At 61.0% G+C, this 22,739-nt stretch carries 26 protein-coding genes and 1 riboswitch; of the genes, 12 read left to right on the top strand and 14 right to left on the bottom strand.

The features are described from left to right. Nucleotides 1–121: 121 nt before the first annotated feature. The 4 genes from CHH27_RS25810 (at nt 122) to adh (ending at nt 4,955) form a co-directional block, all read left to right on the top strand. Entirely contained in the window at nt 122–808 is a 687-nt protein-coding gene (locus tag CHH27_RS25810; protein ID WP_094074151.1) for a DNA-3-methyladenine glycosylase I, read from the top strand. Between the two features lie 131 nt (nt 809–939). Then, the gene (locus tag CHH27_RS25805) at nt 940–2,079 is read left to right on the top strand and encodes a site-specific DNA-methyltransferase (RefSeq protein WP_094074150.1); all 1,140 of its coding nucleotides are present in this window, start codon (nt 940–942) and stop codon (nt 2,077–2,079) included. A 278-nt stretch (nt 2,080–2,357) separates the two neighbouring features. Then, nucleotides 2,358–3,329 carry a GAF domain-containing protein gene (locus CHH27_RS25800; RefSeq protein ID WP_198338300.1) on the top strand — a complete coding sequence of 324 codons (972 nt, stop codon included), beginning with the start codon at nt 2,358–2,360 and terminating at the stop codon, nt 3,327–3,329. A 105-nt stretch (nt 3,330–3,434) separates the two neighbouring features. Beyond that, nucleotides 3,435–4,955 carry an aldehyde dehydrogenase gene (adh, locus tag CHH27_RS25795; protein ID WP_094074149.1) on the top strand — a complete coding sequence of 507 codons (1,521 nt, stop codon included), beginning with the start codon at nt 3,435–3,437 and terminating at the stop codon, nt 4,953–4,955. Nucleotides 4,956–5,046: 91 nt separating this feature from the next. Here adh and CHH27_RS25790 read toward each other — a convergent pair whose 3' ends face one another. After that, nucleotides 5,047–5,757: an alpha/beta fold hydrolase gene (locus tag CHH27_RS25790; RefSeq protein ID WP_198338299.1), complete on the bottom strand. Its 711-nt coding sequence runs from the start codon at nt 5,755–5,757 to the stop codon at nt 5,047–5,049. A 23-nt stretch (nt 5,758–5,780) separates the two neighbouring features. Beyond that, entirely contained in the window at nt 5,781–6,155 is a 375-nt protein-coding gene (locus CHH27_RS25785; protein ID WP_094074147.1) for a helix-turn-helix domain-containing protein, read from the bottom strand. A gap of 478 nt (nt 6,156–6,633) precedes the next feature. On the opposite strand from CHH27_RS25785, the gene CHH27_RS25780 reads away from it, so the two are divergent. The 4 genes from CHH27_RS25780 to CHH27_RS25765 all read left to right on the top strand — a co-directional run bounded on the left by CHH27_RS25780 (nt 6,634) and on the right by CHH27_RS25765 (nt 8,572). Next, on the top strand, nt 6,634–7,248 hold the full coding sequence (locus CHH27_RS25780; protein ID WP_094074146.1) for a glutathione binding-like protein: 615 nt from the start codon (nt 6,634–6,636) through the stop codon (nt 7,246–7,248). Next, entirely contained in the window at nt 7,245–7,631 is a 387-nt protein-coding gene (locus CHH27_RS25775; protein WP_094074145.1) for a nuclear transport factor 2 family protein, read from the top strand. Before CHH27_RS25780 ends, CHH27_RS25775 begins: the two co-directional genes overlap by 4 nt. A 1-nt stretch (nt 7,632) precedes the next feature. Then, nucleotides 7,633–7,848, top strand: a complete 216-nt coding sequence (locus CHH27_RS25770) for a 4-oxalocrotonate tautomerase family protein (protein WP_094074144.1) — start codon at nt 7,633–7,635, stop codon at nt 7,846–7,848. A 172-nt stretch (nt 7,849–8,020) separates the two neighbouring features. Next, on the top strand, nt 8,021–8,572 hold the full coding sequence (locus CHH27_RS25765) for a DUF4166 domain-containing protein (RefSeq protein ID WP_094074143.1): 552 nt from the start codon (nt 8,021–8,023) through the stop codon (nt 8,570–8,572). A gap of 5 nt (nt 8,573–8,577) precedes the next feature. Here the strand turns inward: CHH27_RS25765 and tyrS are convergent, their stop codons facing one another. From tyrS to CHH27_RS25750, 3 genes are all read right to left on the bottom strand, one after another. Then, nucleotides 8,578–9,855 carry a tyrosine--tRNA ligase gene (tyrS, locus tag CHH27_RS25760; protein ID WP_094074142.1) on the bottom strand — a complete coding sequence of 426 codons (1,278 nt, stop codon included), beginning with the start codon at nt 9,853–9,855 and terminating at the stop codon, nt 8,578–8,580. 507 nt (nt 9,856–10,362) lie between these two features. Next, nucleotides 10,363–10,947, bottom strand: coding sequence for a hemerythrin domain-containing protein (locus CHH27_RS25755; protein ID WP_094074141.1), 585 nt, complete (start codon nt 10,945–10,947; stop codon nt 10,363–10,365). 96 nt (nt 10,948–11,043) lie between these two features. Continuing rightward, entirely contained in the window at nt 11,044–11,487 is a 444-nt protein-coding gene (locus CHH27_RS25750) for a MarR family winged helix-turn-helix transcriptional regulator (protein ID WP_094074140.1), read from the bottom strand. Between the two features lie 96 nt (nt 11,488–11,583). On the opposite strand from CHH27_RS25750, the gene CHH27_RS25745 reads away from it, so the two are divergent. After that, a complete protein-coding gene (locus CHH27_RS25745) occupies nt 11,584–12,285 on the top strand; it encodes a glutathione S-transferase family protein (protein WP_094074139.1) in 702 nt (233 codons plus the stop codon). A 44-nt stretch (nt 12,286–12,329) separates the two neighbouring features. On the opposite strand, the gene CHH27_RS25740 is transcribed toward CHH27_RS25745, so the two are convergent. The 9 genes from CHH27_RS25740 to CHH27_RS25700 all read right to left on the bottom strand — a co-directional run bounded on the left by CHH27_RS25740 (nt 12,330) and on the right by CHH27_RS25700 (nt 20,130). Beyond that, entirely contained in the window at nt 12,330–12,974 is a 645-nt protein-coding gene (locus CHH27_RS25740; RefSeq protein ID WP_094074138.1) for a cysteine hydrolase family protein, read from the bottom strand. A 21-nt stretch (nt 12,975–12,995) separates the two neighbouring features. After that, a complete protein-coding gene (locus CHH27_RS25735) occupies nt 12,996–13,463 on the bottom strand; it encodes a MarR family winged helix-turn-helix transcriptional regulator (protein ID WP_094074137.1) in 468 nt (155 codons plus the stop codon). A gap of 206 nt (nt 13,464–13,669) precedes the next feature. Next, nucleotides 13,670–15,262 carry an aminomethyl-transferring glycine dehydrogenase subunit GcvPB gene (gene gcvPB, locus CHH27_RS25730; protein ID WP_094074136.1) on the bottom strand — a complete coding sequence of 531 codons (1,593 nt, stop codon included), beginning with the start codon at nt 15,260–15,262 and terminating at the stop codon, nt 13,670–13,672. Beyond that, on the bottom strand, nt 15,259–15,498 hold the full coding sequence (locus CHH27_RS25725) for a hypothetical protein (protein ID WP_094074135.1): 240 nt from the start codon (nt 15,496–15,498) through the stop codon (nt 15,259–15,261). Before CHH27_RS25725 ends, gcvPB begins: the two co-directional genes overlap by 4 nt. Then, complete coding sequence (gcvPA, locus tag CHH27_RS25720) at nt 15,495–16,841, bottom strand: aminomethyl-transferring glycine dehydrogenase subunit GcvPA (RefSeq protein WP_094074134.1); 1,347 nt, start codon at nt 16,839–16,841, stop codon at nt 15,495–15,497. The genes CHH27_RS25725 and gcvPA overlap by 4 nt, the downstream gene beginning before the upstream one ends. A gap of 251 nt (nt 16,842–17,092) precedes the next feature. Continuing rightward, complete coding sequence (locus CHH27_RS25715; RefSeq protein ID WP_094074133.1) at nt 17,093–17,578, bottom strand: OsmC family protein; 486 nt, start codon at nt 17,576–17,578, stop codon at nt 17,093–17,095. Nucleotides 17,579–17,581: 3 nt separating this feature from the next. Beyond that, the gene (gene gcvH, locus CHH27_RS25710; RefSeq protein ID WP_094074132.1) at nt 17,582–17,953 is read right to left on the bottom strand and encodes a glycine cleavage system protein GcvH; all 372 of its coding nucleotides are present in this window, start codon (nt 17,951–17,953) and stop codon (nt 17,582–17,584) included. A 28-nt stretch (nt 17,954–17,981) separates the two neighbouring features. Next, nucleotides 17,982–19,133: a glycine cleavage system aminomethyltransferase GcvT gene (gene gcvT, locus CHH27_RS25705; protein WP_094074131.1), complete on the bottom strand. Its 1,152-nt coding sequence runs from the start codon at nt 19,131–19,133 to the stop codon at nt 17,982–17,984. Between the two features lie 183 nt (nt 19,134–19,316). Further along, a riboswitch (glycine riboswitch) is annotated at nt 19,317–19,409 on the bottom strand. A 139-nt stretch (nt 19,410–19,548) separates the two neighbouring features. Then, nucleotides 19,549–20,130: a hypothetical protein gene (locus CHH27_RS25700; RefSeq protein WP_094074130.1), complete on the bottom strand. Its 582-nt coding sequence runs from the start codon at nt 20,128–20,130 to the stop codon at nt 19,549–19,551. 191 nt (nt 20,131–20,321) lie between these two features. On the opposite strand from CHH27_RS25700, the gene ispH reads away from it, so the two are divergent. The 3 genes from ispH to rnhA are packed head-to-tail and all read left to right on the top strand — an operon-like array spanning nt 20,322 to nt 22,739. Further along, nucleotides 20,322–21,320: a 4-hydroxy-3-methylbut-2-enyl diphosphate reductase gene (ispH, locus tag CHH27_RS25695; RefSeq protein WP_094075014.1), complete on the top strand. Its 999-nt coding sequence runs from the start codon at nt 20,322–20,324 to the stop codon at nt 21,318–21,320. A 4-nt stretch (nt 21,321–21,324) separates the two neighbouring features. Beyond that, the gene (gene thrB, locus CHH27_RS25690; protein ID WP_094074129.1) at nt 21,325–22,290 is read left to right on the top strand and encodes a homoserine kinase; all 966 of its coding nucleotides are present in this window, start codon (nt 21,325–21,327) and stop codon (nt 22,288–22,290) included. Then, nucleotides 22,287–22,739: a ribonuclease HI gene (gene rnhA / locus CHH27_RS25685; RefSeq protein ID WP_094074128.1), complete on the top strand. Its 453-nt coding sequence runs from the start codon at nt 22,287–22,289 to the stop codon at nt 22,737–22,739. The genes thrB and rnhA overlap by 4 nt, the downstream gene beginning before the upstream one ends.

Below are 22,739 nucleotides of genomic sequence, written 5' to 3'. Positions count from 1 at the left end.
GCGCGTGCCGGGACCGGAGGGCCGACGGACCAGTTTGGATGTTGCAGACCTCCGGGTTCCCCGATCCCGGATCTTCGCTTCGCTGCGTCCGGGATGACGAACTCATTTGGAGAGTTGAGCCATGCGTTCCTTTGAAGAGATCGAAGCCCTCGCCGCCGACAAGAAGGGCGGGCCCGACGCCCTTCGCGCCCTGCTGGACGAACACAACGCCCCCAGGCCCGTCGCCGAACTGGAGACAGTGGGTGATGACCGCTGGCTCGCCATGTTCACCAAATGCGTGTTTCAGGCCGGCTTCAGCTGGAAGGTGATCGAGCAGAAATGGCCCGGTTTCGAAGACGCCTTCGAAGGATTTGATGTTGCCCGCCTCGCCTTTCTTCCCGACGAGGCTTTCGAGGCGCTTCTGAAAGACACCCGCATCGTGCGCAACGGCGCGAAGATCAAATCGGTCCAGCACAATGCAATTTTCCTGAAGGACTTGGCGGCAGAACATGGCAGCGCCGCGCGGTTTTTCGCCACTTACCCGGTCGACGATCAGGTGGGCCTGATGGAGCTGCTGAAGAAGCGAGGCAGCCGTCTTGGAGGAAACACCGGGCAAATCGCCTTGCGCTTCATGGGCAAGGAGAGTTTCATCCTCTCCGGCGACGTGGTTAACGCCCTGATCCGCGAAAATGTCATTGAGAACGATCGCATGTCGAAAAAAAATCTGGCAGCGATTCAGGCCGCTTTTAACGATTGGAAGACAACTTCCGGTCGTCCCATGAATGAAATCAGCAGAATTCTGGCGTTTTCGGTCGGGACAGGCCATTAACCTCTCATTCAGCTTTTACGATTGTAAACAAAGCATTGATTCAATGAGAATTTTTGTTTTGGCCGCTTAACCGCTGATTTACCAAACCCGGTAACCATGACACTCGAAATTGCGTGAGGTATTGCGTCGCAATGAGTGTACTGCGTACCGGGGTGTCCTTCGCGGCACCCCGTCCAATCAAATCCGAGGAAGCTGGTGCTTCCTGGCTGAACACGATCCTGAAGGGCGACTGCGTGGCCGCCCTTGAGAAGCTGCCGTCCCGGTCGGTTGACCTGGTCTTTGCGGATCCGCCCTACAATCTCCAGCTGGGCGGCGACCTGCATCGGCCGGATCAGTCGAAGGTGGATGCCTGTGACGACCACTGGGACCAGTTCGAGAGCTTCGAGGCCTATGATGCCTTTACCCGGGCCTGGCTTCTGGCCGTCCGGCGGGTGATGAAGCCCGATGGCTCGCTCTATGTGATCGGCTCCTATCACAACATCTTCCGTGTCGGCGCGATCCTGCAGGATCTCGGCTTCTGGATCATGAACGACATCGTCTGGCTGAAGTCGAACCCGATGCCGAATTTCCGCGGCAAACGGTTCACCAATGCCCACGAGACCATGATCTGGGCGACCAAGTCCAAGGACGCCAAGCCGACCTTCAACTACGACGCCCTGAAGGTCTTCAACGAAGATCTGCAGATGCGCTCCGACTGGCACCTGCCGCTGTGCACCGGTGCCGAACGGCTGAAGGACAAGCAGGGTCAGAAGGTTCATCCGACGCAGAAACCGGAAGCCCTGCTTTACCGGGTGCTGACGGCCTCTTCCAAACCGGGCGACGTCGTGCTGGACCCGTTCTTCGGCACGGGCACGACCGGGGCCGTTGCCAAGAAACTTGGCCGGAACTTTGTCGGTGTGGAACGCGAGCAGGACTATATCGATGCGGCGACCCAGCGCATCGACGTGATCGAGCCGGGCAATGCGGAATCCCTGGAAATGCAGCAGGGCAAACGCGCCCAGAAGCGCATTCCCTTTGGCACGCTCCTGGAAAGCGGTCTGCTGGAACCGGGCACGGAGCTCACCTGTTCCAAGGGCAAGCATCTGGCCGTGGTGCGTGCCGACGGTTCTCTGAAATCCGGTGACCATACCGGCTCGATCCACAAGGTCGGCGCCCTGGTCCAGGGTCAGGAGGCCTGCAATGGCTGGACGTTCTGGCACACCAAGGACGGTGCCAAGACCTCGCCGATCGACGAGCTGCGCAAGGAAATCAGATCCCGCCTGCAGGCATAAGCAGGCTTTACAAAGAGAGGCGACCTTCGCTTTCCCCGCGAGTTCACTTCAACCCCGTCTCCCAGAACAGGAGGCGGGGTTTTTCTTCTCTTGCTCGCGAAGATTTTTTGCAAACCTGTCTCAGGATTGAGACAACTCCGCAAAACTCCCTGTGCAGACCACCTTGCCATCCCTCGCCCCCCGGTTCATCCTAAGCTGTCATTTGGACGTTTTGGGAGGAACGGGCCAAGGGCTGGACGCGACCATTCAGAGAAGCACAGCCGGGGTCATTGGCAGTCATGAAGGATCACGTCGAAACCGTCTTTCGAACCGTTCAGTCCCGTTCGGCGCCTGCCGTGTCGCGGATCGCTGCGTCCTGGCGGCGCTCCATCGACAAACATGGCCTTCATCCCGGAGAGAAACGTGCGCCCGAGCGCCTGGCCGATCCCGCCCTTCGGGAACGGCGCGACCTGGCCGGCGCCTTCCTGCAGATCGCGGCGCCCAAGCTCGACCAACTGTTCGGGCTGGTCGGTCAGTCCGGCTGCACCGTTCTCCTGACCGATGCGGATGGCGTCGTTCTAGACCAGCGCAGCACGGCCGCTGACGCGGATGTGTTCGAGCACTGGGGGCTGGCCCAGGGGACGGACTGGAGCGAAGCCTCGGTCGGCACCAACGGCGTCGGCACCTGCATTGCCGAGGAACGCACCGTCATCATTCACCGGAACGAGCACTTTCTGGCGCGCAATGCCGCGATGAGCTGCATGGACGCTCCGATCTACGGTCCAGACGGCCACATTGCCGGGGCTCTCGATGTTTCCTCGGCGCGCGCCGACCAGACGGAAACCTTCAACCGGCTGATTGCGGCGATGGTGGCGCAGACAGCACGCCAGATCGAGGTCGACACCTTTCGCGCCGCCTTTTCGGACAGCCGCATCGTCTTTGCCGACAAGGACACGACCGACGCCGCCATTCTGCTTGCGGTCGATTCCGACGATCTGATCGTCGGTGCGACCCGGGGCGCCCGAAAGGCCTTCGGCCTTGGAGCCTCCGGCCCGATCATTCCCCTGCCCGCCTCCGATCTGCTTGGCCGCGAGGACGGACCGACCGGGTTCGAAAAGGCCGAACGAACTGCCGTCGTCAGGGCGCTGGCGCGGGCCAAGGGCAATGTGTCGGAAGCCGCCCGCGCGCTCGGCGTCGGCCGGGCGACCCTTTACCGGCGTATGAAACGGCTGGGCATCGGCGATAACGGACCGGACCTGTCTCAGGGCTGAGACACTTGAATGCCGCAACCTTTTCCCGACTGCTGACAGCGCGCCTTCTCCTCTGCACCTTCTCCCCGTTCCCGGTGGAGGACCGGGCCAAGAGGAGGAAATCTCATGAACCAGATGCCCAGGATTGCGGTCGACACGACGTCCCCGTTCAAGGACCGCTACGACAATTTCATCGGCGGCAAATTCGTCGCGCCGGTCAACGGCCGCTACTTTTCCAACATCACGCCGATCTCCGGCCAGACCGTCTGCGACGTCGCACGCTCGGACGCTGCGGATGTGGAGCTGGCGCTGGACGCCGCTCATGGGGCCAAGGAAAGCTGGGGCCGCGTGCCGGCAGCCGAACGCGCCAATGTTCTTCTGAAAATCGCTGACGTCATCGAAGCGAACCTCGATCTGCTGGCCAAGGCCGAGACCTGGGACAACGGCAAGCCGATCCGTGAGACCACGGCAGCGGATATTCCGCTGTCAGCCGACCACTTCCGCTATTTTGCCGGTGTGCTGCGCAGCCAGGAAGGTTCCATGTCGGAAATCGACGCAGACACCATTGCCTATCACTTCCACGAACCGCTCGGTGTCGTCGGCCAGATCATTCCCTGGAACTTCTCGATCCTGATGGCCGCCTGGAAACTGGCGCCCGCCCTTGCCGCCGGCAACTGCGTGGTGCTGAAACCGGCCGAACAGACCCCGGCCGCCATCATGGTGCTGGCCGAGCTGATCGCTGATGTCCTGCCCGCCGGCGTCCTGAACATCATCAACGGTTACGGCGCCGAGGTCGGTGCACCGCTGGCAAAATCCTCGCGCATCGCCAAGATCGCCTTCACCGGCTCGACCCAGACCGGCAAGATGATCATGCAGTATGCGACGGAAAACCTGATCCCGGTGACGCTGGAACTCGGCGGCAAGTCACCGAACATCTTCTTCTCCGACGTCATGCGCGAGGACGATGCCTTTCTCGACAAGGCCATCGAGGGCTTTGTCCTGTTCGCCTTCAACCAGGGGGAAGTCTGCACCTGCCCGAGCCGTGCGCTCATCCAGGAAGACATCTATGAAGCCTTCATCGAGCGGGCGATTGCCCGTGTGAAAGCGATCAAGCAGGGCGACCCGCGGGCTCTCGACACCATGGTCGGGGCCCAGGCCAGCCGCGAACAGCAGGACAAGATCCTGTCCTATCTCACCATAGGGGTCGAGGAAGGTGCCGAAGTGCTCTGCGGTGGTGCCGAAGCCAAGTTTGACGGCGATCTTGATGGCGGCTTCTACATCCAGCCGACCATCCTGAAAGGCCACAACAAGATGCGGGTGTTCCAGGAGGAAATCTTCGGTCCGGTGGTGTCCGTCACGACGTTCAAGACGGAAGAGGAAGCTCTCGCCATCGCCAACGACACCATGTACGGCCTTGGCGCCGGGGTCTGGTCGCGGGATGCCAACCGCTGCTACCGCTTCGGTCGCGCCATCGAGGCCGGTCGTGTCTGGGTCAACAATTATCACGCCTATCCGGCCCATGCGGCCTTTGGCGGTTACAAGCAGTCCGGCATCGGCCGCGAGACCCACAAGATGATGCTCGACCATTACCAGCAGACCAAGAACATGCTGGTCAGCTACAACCCGAACAAGCTCGGGTTCTTCTAAAGGCTGCCAGCGTTACCCGATCTTGCTATGGCAGTCTGCGGGGCGGTTCCGAAAGGAGCCGCCCCGTTGGGTTCTTCGAGCAGGCAGCCTGTTAGGCAATCTCTTCCAGCAAATCCGCCAGGGCCTCCGGTTCCGTCACCATGGCGTCGTGCCCCGTGGCAATCTGGGAGACGGGCCAGCCGAAGCCGATGGCCCGTTCCAGAGCGACCCTGGCCGGTCGATAAGGCGGATCGGTGCACTGGATGTAATGGGCAGGCAAGCCATTACCGACCGGGTTCCTGAGATCCAGCGCGGTGGTGAAGGTCCGGAATGGATGCGGGGTCAGACGCGGCGCCAGGAAGGCGGCATCTTCTGGCCGGGTCACGCCGAAACTTTCAGGCGGTGCCGGCGGCAGGCTGAGGCCGCCACTGGAACTTTCCGCAAGCGCCCGGCGGTCCGCCGCCATGTCTTCCGGCAGCAGATCGAACCAGGTTTCCCCGCTCGAAAGCATGATGGCGTCCAGATAGACCAGCTTTCCAATCCGTTCCGGCACACGGTCCGCGACGCCGGTGATCGGAATGCCGCCGAAACTGTGACCGACCAGGATCACGTCCTTCAGGTCTTCGCAGTCCAGGTGGCGGACAATATCCTCCACGAAGGTTTCGATGGTGATATCCGCGGTCAGGAGATGCGCGCGTTCGCCAAGACCGGTCTGGGTCGGCGCCGTGACCCGGTGTCCACGCGTGCGCAGCTGATCGGCCAGCCGCGACCAGCACCAGCCCCCGTGCCAGACGCCATGCACCAGAACAAATGTCTTTGTCACCTTGCTCTCCCCGGCGATCAGACCTATTCGGCGGCCTCGACATCCATCTGGTAGCCGCGCCGCTGTTTCAATTTGTGGCCCACGGCAACAATCGCTTCAAGGGCCGGGATCAGCTCCTCACCCAGTTCCGTCAGTTCATATTCGACCGATGGTGGCGACGTCGGACGGACATGGCGGATGAGAACGCCGCGTTCTTCCAGTTCGGACAGGCGCGCGGACAGCACCTTGGAGGAGACGGGAGGGATATCGGTTTTCAGCTCGTTGAAACGGCGGGGACCGGCCCGCAGGCTCCAGATGACATTCGGTGCCCAGGCACCGGCAATCACCTGCATGCACTCGGTTAAAAGGCAGGGCTCCGGCGGTTTCGGGCTTCGGTTCTTGCGCATTTTCAGTGGCATGTCTCTGGCTCTTTTTCGATGTCTCGCATTGGCTCGGGTTTTCGGCGTCTTGGCATCTGTCGTCTCTCACAGAAGCTGTCACGTCCTGCTCTTGGTGTCACCCCGGACAAGCGCAGCGCAGATCCGGGGCCTACTCGCATGGCCTCTTGCCGAAGCAGGTTAAGGCTCCGGGCCACGTCACCAAAGGGCAAACGCTCTGGCAACAAGTGGGCCCCGGGTCTCGCTTTGCTCGCCCGGGGTGACCCCGTGATTGGCGGCGCTGTCACGGACCAAAACAAGGCATCACCCATTTGTCCAAGCGAACCACAGCTCCTGTGGCGAAAGGATACAAGTTCCTTGCGCCTTTCCCCGATTTCGCTCCGGTCATCAGGTTTCTCCCGGGTAACTTGAAAAACATAGTTACCATCAGAAACCTACTTGTCAATGGTGACTTGAAGGAACACCTTCTGGCCATCGACGCAAACGATGGAGCCTAGCGATGAAACTCTTTTACAAACCCGGTGCCTGTTCGATGGCCGCGCATCTGCTTCTGAACGAGGCCGGCGCCAGCTACAGCCTGGAAAAGGTCGACACGGATGCCGGCCTGACCGAGACCGGAGCGGCTTATGCCGACACCAATCCCCGCGGATATGTGCCCGCGCTTGAGTTCGCCTCCGGGGATGTCCTGACTGAAAACGTCGCCATCCTGCACTGGCTCGGCGAGCAACACCCGGAGCTCTCGTCCGACAGCACCGGCAGGCCGCTCGACCGCTTCCGGACCCTGGAACTGCTCAGCTTCCTGTCGTCCGAGTTGCACAAGGGTTTCAGCCCCTATTTCTCGGGAAAGACCTTTTCGGAAGATCAGGCCAGGGAAAACCGGAAGAAGCTCGACGCCAAGCTTGGCCAGTTCGATGCGCTTTTGAACAAGGGTGGCGACTACCTGCTGGGTGACACGTTTTCCGTGGCGGACGCCTATGCCTTCGTGATCCTGAACTGGAGCAACTTCATCGGCGTGTCGCTGGACGCCTGGCCGGGCACCAAAGCCTATCTGGAGCGGATCGCGACCCGCCCGGCTACGCGCAAGACGCTGGAAGAAGAAGGCCTGGCCGCATGAGCAACGTTCTGACAGATATACAGTCGGTCATTGGCGACTATTTCGACGCCCTCTACCACTGCGACACGGTGCTTCTGGAGAAGGTGTTTCATCCAAAGGCGGTCTATGCGACCGCCGACCAGACGCCCCTCCTCCACCGGACCATGGCGGAATACGTGCCGGTGGTAGCCAAGCGGCAATCTCCGGCCTCCAGGGGCGAAGCACGCCGGGATGCGATCGACGAGATCCAGCTCGCCGGTGACAACACGGCTTTTGCCCGTGTCCGCTGTTCGATCGGCAACAATGACTTCACCGACTTCCTGACCTTCGTGCGCGAGGACGGGCGCTGGAAGATCATGGCCAAGATTTTCCAGATCAAACCGAGAGAAGAAGGAGCAGCCTGAGATGCCATACGTGAACATTCAGGTGACCCGTGAAGGAGTGACCGCGGAGCAGAAAAAAAGGCTCATCAAGGGCGCCACCGACCTTCTGGTCGAGGTGCTCGACAAGAACCCGTCGACCACGTTCGTGGTGATCGACGAGGTCGACCTGGACAACTGGGGGATCGGCGGCGTGCCGGCGGAAGAGTATCGCAGGCAGCTGCTAGAAACGGCAGGCTGAGCGGATCGAGAGGCCGGAGCCGGGCAAGCCACCCGGCTCCGGCCCGCCTTCTCATTGCAAGGCATGACTTGGGCAAAACCCGCGTGTTAGCTTCCGCGAGCACTCGCGCTGATTTGCGGAAGCTAACACGCGAGCGAACTGCTTCAGGAATACGACCGGACGACACAAAATCATGCCCCGCACACTCTACCAATCCATCCTTGGCGACGATTTCGAGCAAATTCCTCTGAAAATCCGGGAGATGCACAGCTTTGCCCGCGTGGCGCGGGGAACCGCAGACGTGACGCGCGGCCAATCCATAATAGGCGGTCTCATCTGTCGGCTGGCAAGGTTGCCGGAGGCTCGTAAGGATGTTGCCGTTGAAACCACGTTCGCGCCGATTGATGGCGGCGAACGCTGGACACGCCGCTTTGACGGCCAGCCGTTTCAAACGGACATGATCGCCGGTACGCAGGAAAAGTACCCTTGCATGGTGGAACGGCTGGGCCCCTTTACATTCAAGATGCGCGTCACCGCCTCACCGGAGGGGATCGACCTGGCACCTGAAAAGGTGTTTCTCGGGCCAATCCCCTTATGGCTGGCTCTTGCCCCCATCGCCATCGGCCGCGAACGGGTGCGGGAGGGCCGCTATCGATTTACTGTGGAAGTGACCTTCCCGCTCATCGGGAAGGTCTTTGGCTATGATGGCTGGCTGGAACCGGCCGAGCGTGTTGCTGAGAGCTGATCGGTTTACTCAAACCCGATCAGGGCCTTGCGGCGACGGCCGACCGATACCGACAGGCGGTCATCGGCCTGAAGATCGCCCGTGGCGATGCGGCGGCGCGGGTCGTCGACGATGGCATGGTTGAGACGGACACCGCCGCCTTCCACCAGACGCCGCGCTTCGCCGTTGGAGGCGGCAAAACCGACGGCCACCACCAGTTCCAGAAGGCCGAGGCCCTCGGCAAGGCGTGTCAGCGGCAAGGTATGCGTCGGTTCCAGAATATCGCCTTCGCCGGAGAACAGCGCATCCCCCTGCTGCAGGGCGGCGCGGGCTTCCTCCGGACCATGGACAATCGCGGTCACCTGGGTTGCCAGGATCTTCTTGGCCTCATTCAGTTCTGCCCCTTCCAATGCCGCCAGACGATCGATCTCGCTCATCGGCAGTTCGGTGAAGAGGCGCAGGAACTTGGCGACATCCGCATCGGCCGTGTTGCGCCAGAATTGCCAGAAGCCGAAGGGCGACAGGTGTTCGGGATGCAGCCAGACGGCACCGGCGGCGGTCTTGCCCATCTTGGCGCCGCTCGCCGTGGTCAGCAGCGGTACGGTGAGGCCATGCAGCTTGCGGCCATCCCGGCGGCCGAGTTCCACACCATTGACGATGTTGCCCCACTGGTCGGACCCGCCAACCTGAAGGGAACACTTGTGCCGTTTGGCGAGTTCCAGGAAATCGACAGCCTGCAGCATCATGTAGCAGAACTCCAGAACGGTTAGCGGCATCTGCGCTTCGAGGCGTGACTTCACGCTATCGAAGGTCATCATGCGGTTGACGGTGAACTGGGAGCCATAGTCGCGGAGGAATTCCAGGAAGCGGAACTCATTCAGCCACTCCGCGTTGTCGACCAGAAGTGCCCCGTCCTCACCTTCCATATCCACCAGGCGCTCTACCGAGCGGCGGATGGTGGCGATGTTGGCCGCGATCTGGCGTTCTTCCAGAAGCGGCCGCGCATCGTTGCGGAAACTCGGGTCGCCGATCTGGCTGGTGCCGCCGCCCAGGACGATGATCGGCTTGTGGCCCAGCTTCTGCAGCCAACGCATGGTCATCAGCGGCATCAGATGGCCGACATGAAGGCTGGCGGCCGTGGCATCGAACCCGGCATAGGCGGTGATAGGCCCTTTGGAAAGCGTTTCGTCGAGCGCTTCGATATCCGTGCACTGATGCACAAGGCCACGCTCCAGAAGCACGGCAAGCGCTTCGGATCGGAGTTTGGTCGCCGGCTTGCCGGCTTCGATCATATGTTTGGTCATGGTCTGCTTCCTGGGTTTTCCCCCGCCAGGAAGCTTGGGGTTGGAAACCAAAAAGCCGCCTGACGCGGCGGCTTTTGAGGTTTCTATCGGGTGAACAAGATCCTACGCAGCCGCCGGTATGTCGGTGACGTAATAAAAATACACGAAGGATGCGCTCATCTTGGTCATGCCAGCTTATGTGCGCGACGAACGGGAAAGAGTCAAGCCTGTTTGGTTTGGGGATCACCGTCGTCTCGTCGGGTGTGACAGGAATGCCTCATGGCAAAGCCAATGAGGATCCAGAGTTTTCAAAGACCTCCGATGTCACCCCGGGCGAGCGAAGCGAGACCCGGGGCCTACTCATTTCCTGAGAATACCTGTTCTGCGGAGGCTCGCCTCCGAAGCTTTATCACTTCAGCAAGAGGGCTTGCGAGTAGGCCCCGGATCTGCGCTGCGCTTGTCCGGGGTGACACGGAGGGAAGGGTCCGACAGGTGCTCGTTTGCAGGCTGCATTGACCGGCGTCTAGCCTATGAAAGTCCCAGCTCCCGCTCGCCCCGGTCGAGGATCAGGGGCACGATCAGGTCTTCCTCGTCGTCGAGATGGCGCATCAGGCCGCTGATCAAGGTGTCGCTGACACCTGCAAAACCGTCTGCCGCACGGCGGATGGCGTCACGGTCGCACGTTCCCATCTGCCCGAACAGGGTGTTGGCGCTTTTGACCACGGTTTCGATGCGGTGATGGATCAGCTCATGATCGCCCGCGAGCAATTCGAAGCCGGCCACAAGCCGCTTTTCCGCCGCCATGAAGACCGGGAAATAGTGATGATCCTCGATCATGTGATGGTGATGCAGTTCAGACAGGAATTGCTGCAGCCGCGGCGCAAACAGGCCGCCGAACCGGTCCGCTTCGATTTGGTCTTCCCGAAAGTCCGACAGCAACTGTTCCAGCGATTGGCCCAATTGACGGAACCCGTTGTGGCGCGCCAGCCAGAACTCCGTGAGCGGACCGAGATTCCGGTGACCGGACCAGTCCGCGCGCGGGTGGTCTCTCAACAGGAACAGCCACTCGTCCGGCAATCCGTTCCGTTGGTCGAGATCGGTCCTGTCCTGCATATCGTTCCCGCTCCAAGCTGCTCTTGCCGCGCATATATAGGCTGCCTTGCGCTCCCTTGCCGGAAACAGTGTGTTCACACTCTGCAGGCAGGTCTCTCAGGGCAACAGCTTGCCCAGGATCTTCCAGAGGGTCTCTGCATCGCCCTTGTCGAGAAGACCAGCGAACTCCGCTTCGACCGCGTCCCGATACTTCGGCCACATCGTGGCCACCAGCGTTTCGCCCGCCGGCAGCAGACAGATCATGACACCCCGGCCGTCCTCGGGGCTCTTGCGCTTTTCGACATAGCCGGCCGTCACCAGCCGATCGATCAGCCGGGAGACATTGTACTGCGCCAGGAGGATCCGTTTCTCGATGTCCACCGGACGCAAGGCCTGCCCTTCGGCGCGGCGCAATTCCAGCAGAATGTCATACCAGCCGAGCGGCGGAAAACCCTCGGCCTTCAGCCGGCCTTCCACCCGCTCAAGCACCTTGCTGCTGGCCCGTTGAAGCCGCGCCCAGGCATCGACCGGGGCTGGCGATGGATCGCTTTTTGTCATCATGTCCGAGACATATAAACTTTATGCAACTGCATCAATCTTGATCTTTCATGCATTTGCATTTATTTGAATGCACATGCATGAAAATGGAGATCCTCAATGACGACATCCCTCACCCTGATCAGCCACACGCTCTGCCCCTATGTTCAGCGCGCCGCCATCGTTCTTGCCGAGAAGGAAATCCCGTTCGAGCGCATCATGATTGACCTTGCCAACAAGCCGGACTGGTTCAGAACCGCTTCACCGCTCGGCAAGGTCCCCCTGCTCAAGACAGGCGACCGATACCTGTTTGAATCCGCTCCGATTGTTGAGTATCTGGACGAGACGACAGCGCCGAAACTGCATCCGGATGAACCGCTCGAGCGGGCGCGGCACCGGGCCTATGTTGAATTCGCCTCCCAGACGCTGAACGGGATCGGCGCTCTTTACAGCGCGCAGGACGACACCGGCTTTGCCGCAGCATCAGCCGCCTTGACGCAAAAGTTCCGGCACCTTGAGGACGTCATTGCGCCCGGCGGACCGTTCTTTGCCGGGTCAGCCTTCTCGCTCGTGGATGCCGCATTTGCACCGGTATTCCGCTATTTCGACGTGTTCGAGAGCTTCCTGGCCCTCGATATCCTTGAGAGGCTCGACAAGGTCTCGGCCTGGCGTCATCAGCTTTCTCAGCGCCCGTCCGTGCGCAATGCGGTGTCCGGCGAATACCCGGACCTGCTCCGGGGTTTCTTGCGCAAGAAAAACAGCTGGATGTCGCACCTGCTGGACCTTCATGAGCGGCGCGAAAGCACTGCGATGGCCTGTTAACGGATAACGCGACCACCGGCGGCGTTCCCTGGCCACGTGCCAGGTCAGGCGAATGCCACGCCTGCGTCTCCGAGTTCGGCCTTGAGCGGCGGCCATTTGTCCGGTGTCCCGGTCAAGGTGGCCGGTTCGCGAATTTCAACCTGATAGCCTCGGGCGAGTGCGCCCCTGGCGGTCAGCTGCACGCAGTAACAGGTGTCCAGACCGACCAGGATCAACCGGCTGACACGTTTTTCAGCTAGCCAGGCCTCGAAATCGGGATTGCTGAAAGTGTCGCCAATCGACTTTTCAAACTCCGGCGCGCCGCGAACATCCAGCGTGCGATCCAGCTTCAGGCCTTCGCGACCCGGCGTTCCGACACCGCCGCCAACCAGTTTCATTGCCAGGATCACCGGCCAATCGCGAAAGACATTGCTGACGAAGGCGATCTGATGCCCCGACTTCCGGCTCAGTGCGATCTCCTCGGAGATGGCCTCAAGCGCCGCATCGCGTTTCTTAGGATCGAACGCCCGCTTGCCGGTGTTGCGGGTGAAATCCTCCTGGACATCAATCACCACCAGCGCCGTTTCCGGGCGCATCGCTCCGTCGATCACAGCCCCCGTTGTCGGCACCGACAGCTTTCTGAGAGAGAGAATGACATAGGCCACCAGGGCCACAACACACAGTCCGATTACGATCCAAAAGCCGGTCATGACACGTCTCCCGTCAAAGCATTATTCCAGGGATTGGGGCCGGTCCGGGTCGTCCTCGAACGCGGCAAAATGGTCGAGCATCCCGCAAAGCACTTTCTGGGCAGAGGTCAGATCCGTCTCGGAAAAGAGTTCGCAGACCGCGTCGATCTCGTCATTTTCCTTTGCCCGGATCTCCCCGAACGCGCCCCGCCCTTTTTCCGTCAATGCAAAGAGCGGCGAGCGTTTGTGGGCCGGATTCGGTTTGCGCTCCACCAGCGTCTGCTCCTCCAGCGCATTCATCATCAGCTGGATCTGCTGACGCGCCAGGAACAACGCGCGGCCGGTATCGGGCACGGACATGGGCCCAGCCTCCTCCAGCACCTCCATCACGGCGCGCATGCCGACTGTGACGCCTGTTCCGTCCAGTTTGGCTTCCACCGCCCGCGCCAGGCGCCGATGCACCGGCCGGATCAGGCGAATGATTTCGTATAGCTCGACAGATTTGTTCAAGGGGCACCTCTTTCGACAAGTTTTATGTCATAATGACAATTATATTGTCAATATAGATTTCCAATTTCCTGCTTTCGGTTCGTCGTCCCGGCCAAGCGAAGCGCGAGCTGGGATGACGATGGAAGGGACCAGGAAATCGAATAAACAAACAAAAACCCCGGCCAAAGCCGGGGTTTTCAATCTTGGTGATCAATCGCAGAAACCGCTTATTCGGCTGCCGCCGGGGTGACTTCCGCCGGCTCCGGCTCGCTCCAGCTGAGCACCGGCTTGCGGGCGGCGCCGGTCTCGTCGAGACGGCAGCGCGGGGCCAGATAAGGTGCCCCGGAAAAGCGCTGGGTTTCGCCCCGCTTGGCGCTCATGACCAGATCGCGCATGGTGGCGACGAAAAGATCGAGCGCAGCCCGGCTTTCCGACTCCGTCGGTTCGATCAGCATCGCGCCATGCACCACCAGCGGGAAATACATGGTCATCGGGTGATAGCCCTCGTCGATCATCGCCTTGGCGAAGTCGAGCGTGGTCACGCCGGTGTCCTTGAGGAAACTGTCATCAAACAGAACCTCATGCATGCAGGGGCGCTCGCCGAAGGGCAGGCTCATCAGGTCCTGCAGGCCGACACGCACATAGTTGGCGTTCAGCACCGCGTCCTCGGAGGCCTGTTTCAGACCATCGGACCCGTGGCTCATCATGTAGGACAGGGCCCGGACATACATGCCCATCTGACCGTGGAACGCGGTCATGCGGCCAAAGGGCTGCTCAGCCTCCGATGTCGCTTCCTCGGTCTCGACCAGCTCGAGGCCGTCATTGGTCCGGCGGATGAACGGCAGCGGTGCGAAAGGTGCCAGACGTTCGGACAGAACCACCGGGCCGGAACCCGGGCCGCCGCCGCCATGGGGCGTCGAGAAGGTCTTGTGCAGGTTGATATGCATGGCATCGACGCCAAGATCGCCCGGGCGTGCCTTGCCGACGATGGCGTTGAAGTTGGCACCGTCGCAGTAGAAATAGGCGTCTGCCGCGTGGATCAGGTCGGCGATCTGCTTGACCTCGCGCTCGAACAGCCCGCAGGTGTTCGGGTTGGTCAGCATGATGCCGGCGATGTTGCCTTCATGCGCCGCAATGGTGCTTTTCAGCGCCTCAAGATCGACGGTGCCGTCGTCCTTGGCATCGATGTTGACCACCTTGTAACCGAGCAGTGCAGCCGTTGCCGGGTTGGTGCCGTGAGCGCTTTCAGGCACCAGCACGATTTCCGGGCTGCGGCCGGCGGCCGTATGCGCTGCCTTGATGGCCATCATGCCGCAAAGTTCACCATGGGCACCGGCTTTCGGGCTCATGGCCACGGCGGCCATGTGGGTGGAGACCATCAGCCAGTGGGCCAGCTCGTCGATCAGTTCCAGCGCGCCCGGGACGGACGAAACCGGCTGGAGCGGATGGATGTCGCCGAAGCCGGCCAGGCGGGCCATCTTCTCGTTGAGCCGCGGATTGTGCTTCATGGTGCAGGAACCGAGCGGATAAAGCCCGCTGTCGATTGCATAGTTGTTCCGCGACAGGCGCACGTAATGGCGCATGGCTTCGGGCTCTGCGAGGCCCGGCAGACCGATTTCGCCCTTGCGTTCAAAACCGCCGAGTTCAAACTCCGCGCTTTCGTCCTCGTCGAGATCCACACCGGTGGTTTCCAGCGAGCCGACTTCAAAGATCAGCGGCTCTTCCATGTCGAGACCGCGGTTGCCAGTGAACGTCTTCGGGCGGAAGCTGTCGCCCGCGTCGCCCGCAGCGGTCGGGCGGCCTTGCGTGTTCATGCTCATTTTGAAATCCCACCGTTTCGAAGTTCAAGGCTCATTTTGACATTACCACCGAGCGCTCTGTCGCAAGCAACGCTCCAATCCTGCCAAATTGCCGGATCTGCGGTTTGGCCGTCCGACAAAAGTGCACAAGATCCAAGAAGTGCGGCGACTTCTTCTGAACCTGTTTGCTGATGGTGATCAGTTAAAAACTGAAACATTGCGCTGAACGCTTGCTGTCGTGTGAGTACCTCACTCATGCCAGCACCTCCTTCAGCGCGCCCGCAAAGGCCGCGCGGTCTTCATCGGTGTTGACTTCGGTCGAGGCAACGACCAGCAGGTTTTCCAGATCCTTGTTGCCTGGTTCCAGACGCGAGACCGGCAAACCTGCCAGAATGCCGCGCGCAGCGAGCTGTTCAACGACACCCTCTGCCGCCTTCGGCAGCGAAATGGTGAACTCGTTGAAATACGTCTTGTTCAGCACCTCGACACCCGGAACGCCGGCCAAGAGCTTTTTCAGCTTGACCGCATTGCCGTGGTTGATGCGCGCCAGCTTCGTCAGGCCCGCCTGCCCCAGCAGCGACATGTGAATGGTAAAGGCCAGACAGCAGAGGCCCGAGTTGGTGCAGATGTTGGACGTCGCCTTGTCGCGGCGGATGTGCTGCTCGCGGGTCGAGAGTGTCAGCACGTAACCGCGCTTGCCTTCCGCATCGACGGTCTCGCCGCAGAGACGGCCCGGCATCTGGCGGACATATTTCTGGCGGGTCGCGAAGAGGCCGACGTATGGTCCGCCGAAATTGAGGCCGTTGCCGATGGACTGGCCTTCGCCGACCACGATGTCCGCGCCCTGCGTTCCCGGAGGCTCGATCAGGCCGAGGGACACCACTTCGGTAAAGACGGCAATCAACAGCGCCTTGTGCTGATGGGCCTTTTCGGCGATCGGCTTCAGATCGATCATCTGGCCATAGAAGGACGGCGACTGAACCACGACACAGGAGGTCTCGTCGTCGATCTGGGACAGGATGTCCTCGGTGCCGTTCGGATCGGCCGGCAGGCTGACAACCCGGTCGCCGGCCATGTGGGACAGGCCTTCCACCACTTCCCGGTACTGCGGATGCAGCCCGCCGGAAAGTACCGCCTTGTTGCGCTTGGTGACCCTGTGCGCCATCAGCACGGCTTCGCCGGTACCGGTGGAGCCGTCATACATGGAGGCGTTGGCAACATCCATGGCGGTCAGGCGCGCAACCTGGGTCTGGAACTCGAACAGGTACTGAAGCGTGCCCTGCGTGATTTCCGGCTGGTACGGCGTATAGGACGTCAGGAACTCGGAGCGCTGGATCAGGTGATCCACGGTGGCCGGCACGTGGTGCTTGTAGGCGCCGGCGCCGACGAAGAACGGCACGGAGCCGGCCGAGGTGTTTTTCGCGGCCATGGCCGAGAGCTTGCGCTCCACTTCCATTTCGCTGGCCCGTTTCGGCAGGTCCAGCAGTTCCTTCATGCGGACATTTTCCGGAATGTCCGCAAACAGGTCATCGATCGAGTTGACGCCGATCCGCGCGAGCATGTCGCTGCGGTCGGTATCATTCAAAGGCAGGTAGCGCATCAGGCAGCTCCCATGGGTTTGAGATGCTTTGCAAACGAGACCGGATATCACCGGTGTCTTCCTGGCCAGGCACAGAGCCGAACCGGGACCCACTCGTTCGCTGAGCGGTTCATTTGATCCGGGCCGGACAGCGTTTCGCGGTTCTGTGCGAAAATCGCTGCGGCCGTTTGAGGAGCGAGCAGGCCCCGGATCTCCGCTTCGCTTCGTCCGGGGTGACATGGAAAATCCCGCAGTCCTACTGCTCCGTTTCGTTACGGCGCGACCAGACGGAGCGGTTCGGGCTCTATCTTGATCTCGCAATTCACCGAATTGGCGATGAAGCAGACTTCATGTGCCTTTTCGTGCAGGTCGGTCAGCCAGGTCGGGTCCGGTTCCTCGCTTGCAACGAGCGTGACTTCGGGTCTCAGCACCACTTTCGTGATGGCCATCTTGCCGCGGGCGACGCGGCTCAACTCGCCATAGGCATTGTCGCGGTAGCTGGAAACAACGAAGTTCGCCCGCCGGGCGAGATCCAGGAAAGACATCATGTGGCAGGAGGAAATCGCTGCCACAAAAGCTTCTTCCGGATCGACGGCGGCTTCAATGGAGTGCGGCAGGGGCACCACGGTGGGAGACGAGCTGGCGGGAACTTCCAGCCCGCCGTCGAAACGCCAGATATGACCACGCGAATAGGCATTGCCGGCATAATCGCCGTCAACCGCCCACTCGATCTGTGCCGTGTAGTAATGCCCCGCCATGGATTAAAGCGTCTCCACGTAGGCCTTGTAGGCGGCTTCGTCCAACAGTTCGGAGAGCTGACCCGAATTGCCAACCTTCATCTTCAGGAACCAGGCAGCCCCTTCAGGATCTTCGTTGACCTTGGCCGGCTCGTCCGTCAGTGCGTCATTTGCCTCGACCACCTCACCGTCGATCGGCGCATAGACTTCACTGGCAGCCTTGACCGATTCAACCACAGCCGCTTCATCGCCCTGCGACAGGGATTTGCCGGCTTCCGGCAGTTCAACGTAAACGACGTCGCCAAGCTGCTCCTGAGCGTATGCAGTGATGCCGATGGTCGCGACATCGCCGTCAACGGAAATCCACTCGTGGTCCTTGGAATAGTAAGTTGTCATGTGTTTCACGTCCGTTTTCTGGAAAGACTCAAGCTTTTGGTTTGCGGTAATAGCGGTTCGGCACGAAAGGCATGTCGGCAACGGTCGCCGGCAGACGGCGGCCACGCACGACCAGCTCCAGCGTGGTACCGGCTGCAGCATGTTCTGCTGGTACGTATCCCATCGCGATCGGGGCACCGACGGTCGGTGCAAATCCACCTGATGTCACGGTGCCGATCACAGGTCCATCGGGAAGGGCAATTTCAGCCCCTTCCCGGGCAGGCGCCTTGCCGTCGAGACGAAGTCCCACACGAACGCGGCCCGGTCCGTCGGCAAGTTCACGCTGGATCCGGTCTGCTCCAGGAAATCCGCCTTCTTCGCGGCGACGCTTCTGCATGCAGAACGTGATCGCGCCTTCCACCGGCGACGTCGTCTCGTCAATGTCGTGGCCGTAAAGGCAAAGGCCTGCCTCAAGGCGCAGACTGTCGCGGGCACCGAGGCCGATCGGCTCGACCCGCTCATCAGCGAGCAGCGCCCGGGCGATTGCCTCTGCAGCACCGGCAGGAACGGACATTTCGACACCGTCCTCACCGGTGTAGCCGGCACGGGCAACGTGGCAGTCGATGCCGTCAAATTCCATGGAAGACGCGGACATGAAGGCCAGGTCGGCCGCCTTCGGCGCATGTGCGGCAACTGCGGCCACGGCTTCCGGTCCCTGAACGGCGATCAGGGCGCGGTCTTCAACCACTTCCAGGCGCACGTTTTCAGGCAGGTTCTGCCGGAAGTGGGCGTAATCGACATCCTTGCGCGATGCATTGACGACCAGCATCAGGCGCCCGTCATCTTCCTCGGAAACGGAACGGGTCACCATCAGGTCGTCGATGATGCCGCCTTCGGAATTCAGCAAAACGGTGTAGCGCTGGCGTCCAAGGCCGAGTTCCACAAAGTTTGAAGGGGTCATTGCCTCGAGCGCACGCGCGGTGGTCTCGTGATCCGGTCCCACCAGGATCGCCTGTCCCATGTGGGACACGTCGAACAGGCCCGCCCTGGAGCGCGTCTGCTGGTGCTCGGCCATGATGCCGGCCTTGTACTGCACTGGCATGGCATAACCGGCGAACGGCACCATGCGGGCGCCAAGCTCGACATGAAGGTCGTGAAGAGGCGTTTGTTTCAGATCTGTCTCTGCAACGGGTTCCGCCATGAACGGTCCTCGTGTTCGGGGTTGCGCAGTCCCAGACCGGCCTTCAAAAAGACCCATATCTGTCTGCACCCCCTCTGTCCGAGTACCTGAGAGATTTCCCTTCAGGCGCGTTACGCCATCCGGTTACTCCTTCGGTGAGCAGTCCGCGAAACGACTGTGCGGAGCACTGCTTTCCAGAGCGTTTTGGCCTGTGCGGTCCTTCTGCCTGAGAGTTTCCGGGGCGGTTGCTCCTTCGGCGCCGGTATCCTTTCACCCGGCCTCTCCCGCACATGCGCAAGCATGTTGCCACGCCAATCGGGGGACGACCCCGACTGGGACGCGATTGTGAGAGCCGGACATGCTCTTGTCAATATGCGACATGTCCGACAAGTCGTTTTGTCAAGACGGCCTGTTCAAGTCCGGCAAAACACCGCCCTTAGCGACGGCGGCCTTCGTCGAAACCGAACACGATCTTCACGCTGGCTCCCGCCGGCACGACGAACTTGTTTTCAATCAGTGTCCATGTCTCGCTCGGCGCCCCGGCCCCGAGCGTGACCGGCACCTTGAGCAGCTCCGAGGACAGAGGCTTGGCGTCACTCCCACCCGGCACGATCGCAACTCGGATCGGCAGAACAACTTCACCGCCTTTCCAGGCAGGACCGGTCGTCACGTCCCCGGAAAGGCCGATCTTCACCCGTCTGGACCCGTCCGGCTCCTGCGTACAGGTATTGGCCCAGTCCACGATCGTTGCCTGGTAAAGCAGGCCCTGAGGATCATTGTCCTTGCCGCGCACATGTTTCTTGATCAGGAACGTGTTCGATTTCAGCTGTAACGGAGGACAAGGGACAGGAGGTGCGAAGGTTTCCGGCGAAATCTCGATGGGTTCCTGGCCACCTGAGATGACCTTGCCGGCAATGCCGTCGGCACCGCCGCATCCCGCCAGTGCCGCCGTCAAAAGGCCCACGGTCGCAATTGCCTTCAGGTTTCTGCCGGTGACGGCGGGAATCGCACTGCTCATCGTCTATCCATATTCATGCACACATTACGGCGGAGCTTCATAGCAGCTGCCGAATTGCTTGGCGAGACTTGTTCAATGCAAACCTTGAACCAGCCGAATGTGGCTGAATTGGTGCGCAGTTCGCCGCGCCTCCCTTGACAGAAGCAGCCTGCCTGCCCTTATAGCGTCAAGAACGAATGTCGAAAGCATCCATGACCGAGACAAGACAAGACCATCCCGCCCTGACCATCCGGCTCTGCGCTCCGCGCGGATTCTGTGCCGGTGTTGATCGGGCGATCCAGATTGTTGAACTTGCACTGGAAAAATACGGCCGTCCCGTCTATGTGCGCCACGAGATCGTGCACAACAAGTTCGTGGTCGACGGCCTGAAAGCGAAAGGTGCCATCTTTGTCGAAGAGCTGGAAGAAATTCCGGCTGAAGATGCCAGCCGTCCGGTGATCTTCTCGGCCCATGGCGTGCCAAAATCCGTCCCGGCGGACGCGGAAGCCCGCAACATGTTTTTCCTGGACGCGACCTGCCCGCTCGTCTCCAAGGTCCACAAGGAGGCCGAGATCCACTTCCGTCGGGACCGAGAAGTGCTGCTGATCGGCCACGCCGGGCATCCCGAAGTCATCGGCACGATGGGGCAACTGCCCGAGGGAACTGTCACCTTGATCGAAACCGAGGACGACGCAAGATCGTTCACACCCAGATCTGACCGGCCGCTGGCCTACATTACCCAGACCACCCTCTCGGTGGACGACACCGCCGGTATCGTCGCCGCCCTCCAGGAACGCTTTCCGGAGATCGTCGCGCCGCATAAGGAAGACATCTGCTACGCCACCACAAACCGCCAGGAAGCGGTCAAGGCGGTGGCCCCGGGCGTCGATGCGATGATCGTGGTCGGTGCCCCGAATTCCTCCAATTCCCAGCGGCTGCGGGAAGTCGCTGAGCGGGCCGGGTGCAAAACGTCGGCTCTGATCCAGCGCGCAAGCGACATTTCGTGGCAGGATTTCGAAGGAATCAGCTCCCTCGGCCTGACAGCAGGTGCATCTGCGCCCGAGACTCTGGTAGAGGAAATCATCGGCGCGTTTGCGGAACGTTTTGACGTCACGGTCGAGACGGTACGCACCGCCGAAGAGACGATTGCCTTCAACCTGCCGCGGGAGCTGCGAGACGTGACCGTTTCCACCAGGGCGGCCAACGGATAACGCCATGGCTGTTTATACCGAAGTGACCGATGAGGAACTCAACGACTTCATCGGCGGTTATGATGTTGGCCGGCTGTTGTCTTTCAAGGGCATTGCCGAAGGCGTCGAGAACAGCAACTTTCTCGTTCACACGGACAAGGCCTCGTTCATCCTGACGCTTTATGAAAAGCGCGTAAATCCGGACGATCTGCCCTATTTTCTCAATCTCCTGCAACACCTGGCCGGCAAGGGCCTGTCATGCCCGACACCGGTGGCCTCGCGCTCTGGCGACCTGCTTGGCACGCTGGCAGGCCGTCCCGCCGCCCTCGTAACCTTTCTGGAAGGCATGTGGGTCAAACGTCCGCGCGCCGACCATTGCGCCGAACTCGGCAAGGCCATGGCTGAACTCCATATTGACGGTTCGGACTATGATGGCTTCCGCAGGAATGCGCTTGATGTCAGTGGCTGGCGACCGCTGTTCGACCAGTGCGGTGCGCGCAGTGACACGGTGCTTGACGGCCTTGGCGCAGAGATCGGACAGGAACTCGATCATCTGGAGAAGGTCTGGCCGGGCGAGCTGCCCGCCGGTGTCATTCACGCCGATCTTTTTCCGGACAACGTCTTTTTCCTCGGCAACGAGCTGTCCGGCCTGATCGATTTCTATTTCGCCTGCAATGATGCCTTTGCCTATGACGTTGCGATCTGCCTGAACGCCTGGTGTTTCGAACAGGACCTGTCCTTCAATGTCACCAAGGCCAAGGCCCTGCTGAAGGGCTACAGCGCCGTGCGGCCGCTCACACCTGCTGAATATGACGCATTGCCGACCCTGTGCCGCGGGGCGGCGCTGCGCTTCCTGCTGACCCGGCTTTACGACTGGCTGAGCGTGCCGGAAGGTGCACTGGTAACTCCGAAAGACCCCATGGAATACGTCAAGAAGCTGCGCTTTCACCAGAGCGTCCTGTCGGCAGAAGCCTACGGATTGGCCCGATGAGCGACGACAACCGCGTCACGATCTATACAGACGGCGCCTGTTCCGGCAATCCGGGACCGGGCGGCTGGGGCGTCATCCTGCGCTTTGGTGCGCATGAAAAGGAACTCCAGGGCGGCGAAGCGGAAACCACGAACAACCGCATGGAACTGACTGCCGCGATCGAGGCACTCAACGCGCTCAAGCGCCCCTGTGCGATCGACCTCTACACGGACAGCACCTATGTGCGCAGCGGCATTCGCGAGTGGCTCGCGGGCTGGAAACGGAAGAACTGGCGCACCTCGCAGAACAAACCTGTTAAAAACGCTGACCTGTGGCAAGCCCTTGACGCAGCGAGGGAACGCCACGACGTCACCTGGCACTGGGTCAAGGGCCATGCAGGCCATCCGGACAATGAACGCGCAGATGAGCTGGCGCGCGCCGGTATGGCCCCTTATAAGGGCGGCGGATAA

Source organism: Labrenzia sp. VG12, from assembly GCF_002237595.1.
Lineage (GTDB): Bacteria > Pseudomonadota > Alphaproteobacteria > Rhizobiales > Stappiaceae > Roseibium.
This window is presented reverse-complemented; position numbering and strand designations above follow the sequence as displayed.